9 protein-coding genes are annotated in these 10,346 nt (G+C 72.2%); 6 read left to right on the top strand and 3 right to left on the bottom strand.

What is annotated here, in order from left to right:
* Positions 1 to 133: 133 nt before the first annotated feature.
* Positions 134 to 592: an ATP-binding protein gene (locus tag ACWDR3_RS36390; protein WP_450356840.1), complete on the bottom strand. Its 459-nt coding sequence runs from the start codon at positions 590 to 592 to the stop codon at positions 134 to 136.
* A gap of 213 nt (positions 593 to 805) precedes the next feature.
* Here ACWDR3_RS36390 and ACWDR3_RS36385 point away from each other — a divergent pair, with 213 nt between their 5' ends.
* Both ACWDR3_RS36385 and ACWDR3_RS36380 read left to right on the top strand, forming a co-directional pair.
* Entirely contained in the window at positions 806 to 1,666 is an 861-nt protein-coding gene (locus ACWDR3_RS36385) for a Scr1 family TA system antitoxin-like transcriptional regulator (RefSeq protein WP_124000606.1), read from the top strand.
* A gap of 9 nt (positions 1,667 to 1,675) precedes the next feature.
* Complete coding sequence (locus ACWDR3_RS36380) at positions 1,676 to 1,903, top strand: DUF397 domain-containing protein (protein WP_450356839.1); 228 nt, start codon at positions 1,676 to 1,678, stop codon at positions 1,901 to 1,903.
* 64 nt (positions 1,904 to 1,967) lie between these two features.
* On the opposite strand, the gene ACWDR3_RS36375 is transcribed toward ACWDR3_RS36380, so the two are convergent.
* On the bottom strand, positions 1,968 to 3,104 hold the full coding sequence (locus ACWDR3_RS36375) for an 8-amino-7-oxononanoate synthase (RefSeq protein WP_450356838.1): 1,137 nt from the start codon (positions 3,102 to 3,104) through the stop codon (positions 1,968 to 1,970).
* 146 nt (positions 3,105 to 3,250) lie between these two features.
* Here ACWDR3_RS36375 and bioB point away from each other — a divergent pair, with 146 nt between their 5' ends.
* Genes bioB through bioD form a run of 3 tightly spaced genes read left to right on the top strand, consistent with a single transcriptional unit; the run spans position 3,251 to position 6,501 of the window.
* Entirely contained in the window at positions 3,251 to 4,480 is a 1,230-nt protein-coding gene (gene bioB, locus ACWDR3_RS36370) for a biotin synthase BioB (RefSeq protein WP_450356837.1), read from the top strand.
* Entirely contained in the window at positions 4,473 to 5,780 is a 1,308-nt protein-coding gene (locus ACWDR3_RS36365) for an adenosylmethionine--8-amino-7-oxononanoate transaminase (RefSeq protein ID WP_450356836.1), read from the top strand. The genes bioB and ACWDR3_RS36365 overlap by 8 nt, the downstream gene beginning before the upstream one ends.
* Position 5,781: 1 nt before the next feature.
* Entirely contained in the window at positions 5,782 to 6,501 is a 720-nt protein-coding gene (gene bioD / locus ACWDR3_RS36360) for a dethiobiotin synthase (RefSeq protein ID WP_450356835.1), read from the top strand.
* A 49-nt stretch (positions 6,502 to 6,550) separates the two neighbouring features.
* On the opposite strand, the gene ACWDR3_RS36355 is transcribed toward bioD, so the two are convergent.
* A complete protein-coding gene (locus ACWDR3_RS36355) occupies positions 6,551 to 9,391 on the bottom strand; it encodes a LuxR C-terminal-related transcriptional regulator (RefSeq protein ID WP_450356834.1) in 2,841 nt (946 codons plus the stop codon).
* A gap of 200 nt (positions 9,392 to 9,591) precedes the next feature.
* Here ACWDR3_RS36355 and ACWDR3_RS36350 point away from each other — a divergent pair, with 200 nt between their 5' ends.
* Entirely contained in the window at positions 9,592 to 10,278 is a 687-nt protein-coding gene (locus ACWDR3_RS36350) for an esterase/lipase family protein (RefSeq protein WP_450356833.1), read from the top strand.
* The last annotated feature ends 68 nt before the right edge of the window (positions 10,279 to 10,346 follow it).

Below are 10,346 nucleotides of genomic sequence, written 5' to 3'. Positions count from 1 at the left end.
TCCGGCGGCACCGTCGTCGACATCGAGATGGCGCAGCGCATGCTGCGGCACCTGCTCGGCGACAAGATCCGCCGCAATCTGCGCCGCAAGCCCCGATGACACGCCGTCGCCCCCGCGGGGCACGACACAGGCCCTACGGCTCCTGCGTTCCCGCGGTCGTGACCGGCCGCGCCGGTACGGTCCACGGAAGTTCGATGGAGACCGTCTTGCCGCCCTCCGGAGTGGCCCGCACCCGCAGCCGGCCGCCGCACTCCGCGGCCAGCCAACGAATGATCACCATGCCCCGGCCGTTGTCCTGTTGGACGGCGGCCGGCAGGCGTTTGGGAAACCGGGGGTGGCTGTCGGTCACCCCGATGCGCAGTTGTTCGTCACGGTCCAGCACGATGTCCACCGTGAAGGTGGGTGACTGGCCGAAGGTGTGCTGTACGGCGTTGGTGGCCAGTTCGGAGACGATGAGCCGGACGGTGTCGGCGACCTCGGTGTCGGAGGGCAGACCCCACTCCGCCAACGTCGAGACCACATAACCGCGGGCGGTGGCCACCGAAGCGGGTTCGCTCGGCAGAGTGACGGATGCTTCCAGGTGGTCTGCCATGGCGACGTCGTCCCTTTCCCGCGGGACCGGGGTCCGACACAGAGCGGATGGTTCGAGTACGGTCCCGGACTGGTGCTTCGTCGCCAGACTGCCATTACCGCGCCGGTCACGGGTGGCGATCCACCAAGATATGCATATATCTGTCGCTCAAAGCGGTGAACTCTACGACGGGAGACCGTATTTGGGCGGCCCGGAAGGAGTAAGGAGTGACCCATGCAGCACGGACCCGCGGTGCGCCGCCGGAAGCTGGGCGCCGAACTGCGTTTGTTGCGCACCGGGTCGGGGCTCACCAGTGGTGAGGCGGCCCGGATGGTGGGCTGGCACCAGTCGAAGGTGAGCCGGATCGAGACCGGCGCCAGCGGTGTGAAACCGGCCGATGTGCGGTTACTGCTGGACGCCTACAGGGTCTCGGATCCGCAGTTGCGGGAGATGCTCCAGATGCTGGCGGGCTCCGACGAGGGCGGCGGCCGGCACCACTGGTGGCACGCCTACCGCGGGGTGCTGCCGACGACGTACCGCGACTTCATCAGTCTGGAGTCCCAGGCGAGCGCGATGCGCACACTGGAGACCTCGGTGGTGCCCGGGCTGTTGCAGACGCCCGAGTACGCGCGGGCGGTGACCAGGGCTGCCGTCGGAGGTCTGGACGACGAACGGCTCGACGCGCTGGTCGAGGTGCGGCTCGCCCGACAGGACGTCCTGCGTTCGAATCCGCCGCTGAAACTCAGCGCGATCCTGGACGAGGCGGTGCTGCGCCGGGAGATCGGCGGCCCTGACGTCATGTCACGCCAGCTGGCACGGCTCATCGAGGCCGCGCGCCTGCCTCAAGTGCGGCTTCAGGTACTGCCGTTCACCGCCGGGGCGCATGTCGGCGTCACCGGGCCTTTCGTTGTCTTCTCATTTTCGAGCACTTCTGATCTGGACGTGGTTGTTCTCGACCACTTGACGAGTAGCCTCTACCTCGAACGGAAAGAAGACCTCCAGGCCTACATCGAGGCCTTCAACACCCTTCAGATCTATGCCCTTTCACCCGAGGACTCGTTGGATTACATCGCCGGGATAGGTGACGGCGCGTAAGGAGGCACCATGTCAGCACTGCCTCGGAACGTTCCTTCCAGTACCGATCTGCACGGTGTGCGGTGGCTGCGCAGCAGCTACAGCACCGGAGCCAACAACTGCGTCGAGACGGCGCTGCCGCGCTCCGGCCCCTGGGCGGGGCTGCTCGCCGTGCGCGACTCCAAGGACGCGACAGGACCTGTCCTGCTCTTCTCCCCCGAGAGCTGGGCGGGCTTCACGGCCGCGTTCGACGCCTGATCGGTTCCGTGTCCAGGACCTGATCAGTTCCGCATCCGGTGGTGCACGGCCGTGTCACGCCGACTCATGGTCGCGTTTCGCCGATCACACCTACAGCGCGTTCGATCTGCGCCTCGGAGAGGTCCGCGCGGGCAGTCAGCCTGAGCCGTGAGATGCCGTCGGGCACGGAGGGGGGACGGAAGCACCCCACGACGAGCCCCGCGGCACGGCAGTCGGCCGCCCACTGCAAGGCCCCCTCCGGGGACGGCGCGCGCACGGAGACCACCGCGGCGTCGGGGCGTACCGCCTCGTGCCCCGCGGCGGTCAGTCGTGCGTGCAGTTCGGCGGCCACCGCACGCGCGCGTGCCGCCCGCTCCGGTTCCCGGCGCAGCAGCCCCAGAGCCGCCAGGGCGGCGCCCGCCGCCGCGGGGGCCAGGCCCGTGTCGAAGATGAACGTGCGGGCCGCGTTGATCAGGTGGTCGATCACCCGCGCGGGCCCGAGGACGGCTCCGCCCTGACTGCCCAGCGACTTGGACAGCGTGACCGTCACGACCACGTCGTCGGCGCCCGCGAGTCCCGCCGCGTGCGGGGCGCCGCGCCCACCGTCCCCGAGGACGCCGAGTCCGTGCGCGTCGTCGACCAGCAGTCCCGCGCCGTGCTCCCGGCACACCCCGGCGAGTGCCGCGAGCGGGGCCGCGTCGCCGTCGACCGAGAAGACCGTGTCGGACACGACGACCGCCGCGCCCTCGTGCCCCTCGTGCGTCCGCAGCGCCTTGCGCACGGCCTCGGGGTCGGTGTGCGGGACCACCTGCGTGGTGCCCCGGGCCAGCCGGCAGCCGTCGATGAGGGAGGCGTGGTTGCCCGCGTCGGAGACGATCAGCGAGCCGTGCGGGGCCAGGGTCGTGACCGCGGCGAGGTTGGCCGCGTACCCCGAGGAGAAGACCAGCGCCGCCTCGAAGCCGCAGAAGTCGGCCAGCGCGCGCTCCAGCTCCGTGTGCAGCTCCGTCGTCCCGGTGACGAGCCGCGACCCGGTCGAGCCGCCGCCCCAGGTGTACGCGGCCCGCGCCGCGCCCTCGGCGACCTCGGGGTGGTGGGCGAGACCCAGGTAGTCGTTGCTCGCGAGGTCGAGGAGCGGGGAGTCGGCCGGGCGCGGGCGCAGGGTCCGTACGAGCCCGGCGCGGCGGCGCAGCAGCGCCTGCTCGTCGATCCAGCCGAACGCCATGGCTCCTCCGGGCTTTTGTAGGCAGTGGACAGACACTAACCGCAGGTCCAGCCACCCATGATGTGGCAAGACACACACGACGAAGTCTCTTCGTTGTACGAACTCTCCTTGGCCGGAAGCTGCTCCGTAGGACAGGATCGGCTCTCATGGACCTGCTGAACACGCTGGTGGACAAGGGGCTTCGGCGCGAGCTGCCGACCCGCGAGGAGGCCCTTGCCGTCCTCGCCACTTCCGACGACGACGTGCTCGATGTGGTGGCCGCGGCCGGCAAGGTGCGCCGGCACTGGTTCGGCCGCCGGGTGAAGCTCAACTACCTCGTCAACTTGAAGTCAGGACTGTGTCCCGAGGACTGCTCCTACTGCTCCCAGCGGCTCGGCTCCAAGGCCGAGATCCTGAAGTACACCTGGATCAAGCCGGACGAGGCGTCGAAGGCGGCGGCCGCCGGTTTGGCGGGAGGTGCCAAGCGGGTCTGCCTGGTGGCGTCCGGGCGCGGACCGACCGACCGTGACGTGGACCGGGTCTCGGACACGATCAAGGCGATCAAGGACCAGAACGAGGACGTCGAGGTGTGCGCCTGCCTCGGCCTGCTCTCCGACGGCCAGGCCGAGCGGCTGCGGGCGGCCGGCGCGGACGCGTACAACCACAACCTCAACACGTCCGAGGCGACGTACGGGGACATCACGACCACGCACACCTACGCCGACCGCGTGGACACCGTGCAGAAGGCGCACGCGGCCGGGCTGTCCGCCTGCTCCGGGCTGATCGCGGGCATGGGCGAGACCGACGAGGACCTGGTCGACGTGGTGTTCTCGCTGCGCGCCCTCGACCCGGACTCGGTTCCGGTCAACTTCCTGATCCCCATGGAGGGCACCCCGCTCTCCAAGGAGTGGAACCTCACTCCGCAGCGCTGCCTGCGCATCCTCGCGATGGTCCGTTTCGTGTGCCCGGACGCCGAGGTGCGCATCGCGGGCGGCCGCGAGGTCCACCTGCGCACGATGCAGCCGCTGGCCCTGAACCTGGCCAACTCGATCTTCCTCGGCGACTACCTCACCAGCGAGGGCCAGGCCGGCCACGCCGACCTGGAGATGATCGCGGACGCCGGCTTCGAGGTGGAGGGCACCGACCAGGTGACCCTGCCGGAGCACCGGGCGACGGCGGGCGGGGGCTGCGGCTCGCACGCGGGCGGCGGCTGCGGGTCCCACGAGAACGGCGACAGCGCCGGGTGCGGGTCGCACGCGGGTGGCGAAGTCTGCGGTACGGCTGCTGCCGAACCCGTACCTGCGTCCGCAGCCGCGGCCGGACTGAACGAACCCCGTACCGACCTGGTCTCCGTCCGTCGCCGTGGTGCCGGAACGGATCTCGCGCCCAATGCCTGACCTGCCCGCCCCGCCCGGCCTGTCCGTCGCCGAACTGCTGGAGCTCGACCGGCGGCACGTCTGGCATCCCTACGGGCCGATGCCTGGCCGGCAGGAACCGCTCGTCGTGGAGTCGGCGAGCGGGGTCCGGCTCAGGGTGCGCGGGGCGGACGGGCGCACGGACGAGCTCGTGGACGGCATGTCGTCCTGGTGGTCGGCGATCCACGGCTACAACCACCCGGTGCTCAACGAGGCCGCGCACGAGCAGCTCGGCCGGATGAGCCACGTGATGTTCGGCGGCCTGACGCACGAGCCCGCGGTCCGACTCGTGAAGCACCTTGTCGACATGTCACCTGAGGGCCTTGAGCATGTCTTCCTGGCCGACTCGGGCTCGGTGTCCGTCGAGGTCGCGGTCAAGATGTGCCTCCAGTACTGGCGTTCGCTGGGCCGCCCCGCGAAGCAGCGCCTGCTGACCTGGCGCGGCGGCTACCACGGCGACACCTGGCAGCCGATGTCGGTGTGCGACCCCGAGGGCGGGATGCACGAACTCTGGTCCGGGGTGCTGCCCCGCCAGGTCTTCGTGGACGCGCCACCGGCCGAGTACGAGGAGGCGTACGCCGACCAGTTGCGGTCGGCGATCGAGCGTCACGCCGACGAACTGGCCGCGGTGATCGTCGAGCCGGTGGTGCAGGGCGCGGGCGGGATGCGGTTCCACTCCCCCGCGTATCTGCGGGTGCTGCGCGAGGCGTGCGACGCGCACGGCGTGCTGCTGGTGTTCGACGAGATCGCGACCGGATTCGGGCGGACGGGCGCGCTCTTCGCGGCGGACCACGCGGCCGTGACGCCGGACGTGATGTGCGTGGGCAAGGCCCTGACCGGCGGCTACCTGACGATGGCGGCGACCCTGTGCACCGCGCGCGTGGCCGACGGCATCTCGCGCGGCGAGGTCCCGGTACTCGCCCACGGCCCGACCTTCATGGGCAACCCGCTCGCCGCGTCCGTCGCCTGCGCCTCGATCGAGCTGCTGCTCGGCCAGGACTGGCAGGCGGAGATCAAACGGATCGAGACGGGGCTGCGGGACGGACTGGCACCGGCGCGTGAGCTGCCGGGCGTGCGGGACGTCCGCGTCCTGGGCGCCATCGGGGTCGTGCAGCTCGACCACGACGTCGACATGAAGGCGGCCACGGAGGCGGCGGTGCGCGAGGGCGTGTGGCTGCGTCCGTTCCGCGACCTGATCTACACGATGCCGCCGTATGTGACCGGGGACGCGGATCTGGCGCGGATCGCGGACGCGGTGTGCGCGGCCGCTCGGGAGGGATGACATGTCGTCGGTACTGGTGATCACGGGGACCGGCACGGAGGTCGGCAAGACGGTCACGACGGCCGCGGTTGCCGCCGCGGCGCTGGCCGCCGGTCGTTCGGTGGCCGTGTTGAAGGCGGCACAGACGGGGGTACGGCCGGACGAGCCCGGGGACGCGGCGGAGGTCGCGCGGCTCGCGGGCGCCGTGACGACGGCCGAACTCGCCCGCTATCCCGACCCGTTGGCACCGGCGACGGCAGCGCGGCGGGCCGGGCGGGCGCCGGTACGTCCGCGGGATGTCGCCGAGGCCGCGGCCAAGCTCGCCACCGAGCACGATCTGGTGCTGGTGGAAGGGGCGGGCGGGCTGCTCGTCCGGTTCGACGCGGAGGGCGGCACGCTCGCGGACGCGGCGGCGCTGCTCGGGGCGCCGGTCCTGGTCGTGGCGTCGGCGGGCCTGGGCACGCTCAACACGACGGAACTGACGGCCCGTGAACTCCGCGCCCGCGAGCTTGAGTTGGCGGGCGTGGTGATCGGCAGCTGGCCGAACACGCCCGACCTTGCGTCGCGTTGCAATGTGGCGGACCTGCCGGAAGTGGCCGGGGCGCCCCTGCTGGGCGCGGTGCCCGCAGGGGTGGCCGCACTGCCTCCGGCCGACTTCCGTACCGCCGCGTCGAGTTGGCTGGCGGCACGGCTGTCCGGAACGTGGGACGCGGAGGCGTTCGGGGTGCGGGAGGCGCCGTAAGGATGCGGTGTCCTCGCGGCACGGCCCGACGACGGTCTCGCCGGCGGCCCTAGGCGGTGCCCCTGGTGTCCCCACCCCCACCCAGCAACCGAACGAGGTCGATCCGGGACCGGATCCCCAACCGCGTGAAGACACCCCGCAGATGGTGGTCGATCGTGCGCGGGCTCAGGGCGAGGCGGGCGGCGATCTCGCGATTGGTGGCGCCGTCGGCGGCCATGCGGGCGATGAGGAGTTGCTGGGCCGTGAGGCGGGCGGTGGGGTCAAGGGCGGCCGTGTGTGCGGGAGTTGCGGGGGCACCGAGGGCACGGAGTTCGGCGCGGGCCTGCGCCGCGCAGTGCGGTGCGCCGAAGGCGTCGAAGGCCTCAAGTGCGCTGTGCAGGCGGTCGCGGGCCTCGGTACGGCGACGCAATCGTCGTAGCGCGCCGCCGAACAGCAGCTCCGTGCGGGCGCGTTCGAAGTCACGGGTTCCGTGGGCGTGGAGGTCGAGGGCGGCGCGGTAGTGCTCGACGGCCTCGGCGCCGGGGGCGAGCAGCGCACGGCAACGGGCGCTCAGGGCAAGGTCGTCGGGACTGCGGACGGCACTGGCCCACCGGTCGTAGTCGGCATGGGCGGCCCGCGCGACCCGGGTGTCACCGGAGCGGACGGCGGCCTCGACGTAGTGCGGGGTGGCCAGGTGCCGGATCGCCCGGTGACCGTGCCCCGGCCCGAACCCGGCGAGGGCGCGCAATCGAGCAGCGGCGCCGGCGAAACGACCGGCCGCGAGATCGAGGTAGGCGAGCGCCCACTGGGCCAGCGCGGCGGGCAGACCGAGACCGTGGGTGAGGGCGTACGACCGTGCGGCGGCGGCCCGTTCGCGGCAGGTGTCCTCGTCGCCGGTGAGGGCCGCGAACATGGCGAGGGCGGCCTGCAGATGACAGGCGCCGTTGTCCTGCCCGGTGGCGTAGGCCTGGCGCAGGGCGTCCAGGGCGGTGGCCGCACCGGCGTGCGGGCGTCCGCTCCAGAAATCGGCGTAGGCACGGAACTCCAGCGCCTGGGCCACGGTGGCGGTCGCGCCCCGCGCCCGCGCCGAGGAGACGGCCCGTACGGTCGCGGTGGCGGCGAGGGTGTGGTCCCCGAGCATCAGCGCGGCGATACCTGCGTGCACGAGGAGCGTGGGGTCGGCGCCGGGGCCGTGCACGGGGAGGGTGAGGTCGGGACGGGAACCGTGGACGGGGAGCGGGATGTCGGCACGGGAACCGTGTTCGGGGAGCGTGAGATCGGCGCCGGGGCCGCCGTGCCCGAGCAGCGCGGGATCACCGCCCGGTTCGCTGTGTCCCGCCGCCACTCGCAACAACTCCCGCGCGTCCTCGTAACGCCCGTCCACGGCAGCCGCGAGCCCACCGAGTGCCCCCGGCGGCCCGACACCCAATCGCCCCGCGACTCGAACCGCTTCCCGACTGCGCCGCAGATCACCGGTGTAGACGGCGGCTTCGGTGGCCCGGGCGAGGAGGTGCACGGCGGAGTCGGAGTGGTGGGGCATCGCGACCCTCCGATGGGCAACAGCGGAGTGGCCCGGCAGCGATGCGGCGACGCGCCGACCCGAGGACACCCCGTCGGCCGGACCCGGTGCGCCGGTGACGGCTGCGGCCTCGGCCGCCCGGGTCGACCGGTGGACGAAGGGCTCGGGGCGGTCGGACACCCCAACTCCCCCATCTGCACCACCGGATCCACCCGGCTGCGATGCGGCCGCACGCCGATCCGACGGCACCCCGTCGGCCGGACCCGGTGCGCCGGTGATGGCTGCGGCCTCGGCCGCCCGGACCGACCGGTGGACGACAGGCTCGGGGCGGTCGGACACCCCGACTCCCCCATCTGCACCACCGGATCCACCCGGCTGCGATGCGGCCGCACGCCGGCCCGACGACACCCCGTCAGCCGGGCCCGGTGCGCGGGCGCCCGGTTCTCTTTCGGCTGAGCGGGGAGTGGGTGCCGTGGCGGAATCTCCGTCGCTCGAAGCCGACGGTCTCTCGCCGGTGCCGCCCAGGCCGGTACCGGTCGGTGCCGTCTCTCCACCGACGTCGCCGTCCGCTGGGCCGTTCCCTCCGTCGCCCCCACCGCCCCGTTGCACTGCCGCCGCCACCAGCGCGTCGAACGCCTCCGTCGCGTTCCCCGCGCGTAGGGCGAACAGGCCGGCCAAGGCGTCGTCCGGAGCCCCTGTGGCCGCCAAGCGGCGGGCTCGGTCGCCGTCGCCCGCGTGCCAGGCGTCCGTGGCAGCGCGGGCGAGGAGGCGGGCGGTCTCGGTGCGGTCGGGGCTGAGGGCGGCGGCGCGTTCGACGAGGGCGCGGGCCAGGGTGAGTTGGCCGGCCGTGCGGGCCTGGTCCGCTGCGGCGCGCAGTTCCGAGGTGAGGCGGCCGCTCGGGCCGAGGGCGCCCGCGCCGCGGTGCCAGGAGCGGCGGGGTGTCTCGCCGTCGGCGCGCAGGACGCGGGCCAGCAGTCGGTGGGCGTCGCGTCGGTCCGCCGGGGACCCGGTCTCGTACGCGGCGATCCTCGTCCAGGCGTCGCGGAAGACGACACCGCCCGCTCCGGCGTGCGCGACGCCCGCTGTCTCGGCCCGTTCCAGGGGGCGGGTGTCCAGGCGGGCGGCGGCGGTCGCGCGGAGGAACGCGTGGGTGGCCAGGGGGTATTGATCGGCCGCTGCCAGCAGCAGGAGGAGGCGGGTGTCGTCGGGGAGGGCGCGGATCTCCGCGCGGTGGGCGTGCAGGAGGGCCGGGGCCAGTTCCGCGGGGTCCGTGGGGAGCGGGTCGTGGCCCGAGGTCTGCCGTTCCGTCAGTCGCGGTACCGCCTCGGCGGCGGCGCGCGGATCGCCGTAGACGGCGTGCAGCATCCGTACCCGGACGCCTTCGGGAAGCATCGGAGCCAGTTGCCGCCACGCCTCCGTGGGGGAAGGCGGTGGCGAAGTGCGGTCGAGCGGCGGGGGGTTCACCGGATACACCACACAACTGACGTTACTGGCGAGTTAATTGACCCGTAAAGACCGGCGATTCCACCGATGCGGCGCGCGTAGACCCGCGCTGACACTCCTGACGAACCCCATCCGTTTCAGGAGGCATCATGCAGCGCCACAAGCGTCGTATCGCCACCGCCCTTTCGGGAGTGTTCGCAGCGCTCCTGCTGTCCCTCTCCCTCGCCGCCGCACCCGCTCAGGCGGCCACCCACAACCCGGTCGTGTTCGTGCACGGCCTCAGCGGCTCGGCGAGCGGCTGGGACGACTGGGTGGCCGACTTCAAGGCCGACGGCTACTCCGCCGCCGAGTTGGACGCCTGGTCGTACGACTGGGGGCAGTCCAACGCCACCAGCGCACAGCAACTGGCCACCGAGATCAAGAACGTGCTGGCGCGGACCGGCGCGTCCAAGGTGGACCTCGTCGCCCACTCGATGGGTGTGCTCAGCACCCGCTACTACCTCAAGAACCTGGGCGGCACGGCGTACGTCGACGACTTCGTGTCGGTCGCGGGCACGAACCACGGGACGTCCGTCGCCTCGCTGTGCGCCTGGCTGTACACGTCCTGCAAGGAGATGCAGACCGGCAGCGCGTACGTGACCGCGCTGAACTCCGGTGACGAGACGCCCGGCAGCGTCTCGTACGCGAGCTACTGGTCCGACTGCGACTCCGCGGTCGTCCCGAACAGCTCGGCCCTGTTGAGCGGTGCGACCAACGTCGACGTCGGGTGCATCTCGCACACCGACACGAACAACGACCACGGCGTGTACACCCAGGTCCGGGACTTCATCGCCTGACCCGGTGAAAGGGTGCGCGGGGCCGTTCCGGGGGACAATCGCGGTAAGGCGTCCGGTGAGGGAGGTCC

The sequence above is a fragment of the Streptomyces sp. NPDC001002 genome (assembly GCF_053599215.1).
The sequence above is the reverse complement of the archived record's forward strand: the minus strand, read 5'-3'. Positions and strand labels throughout refer to the sequence as shown.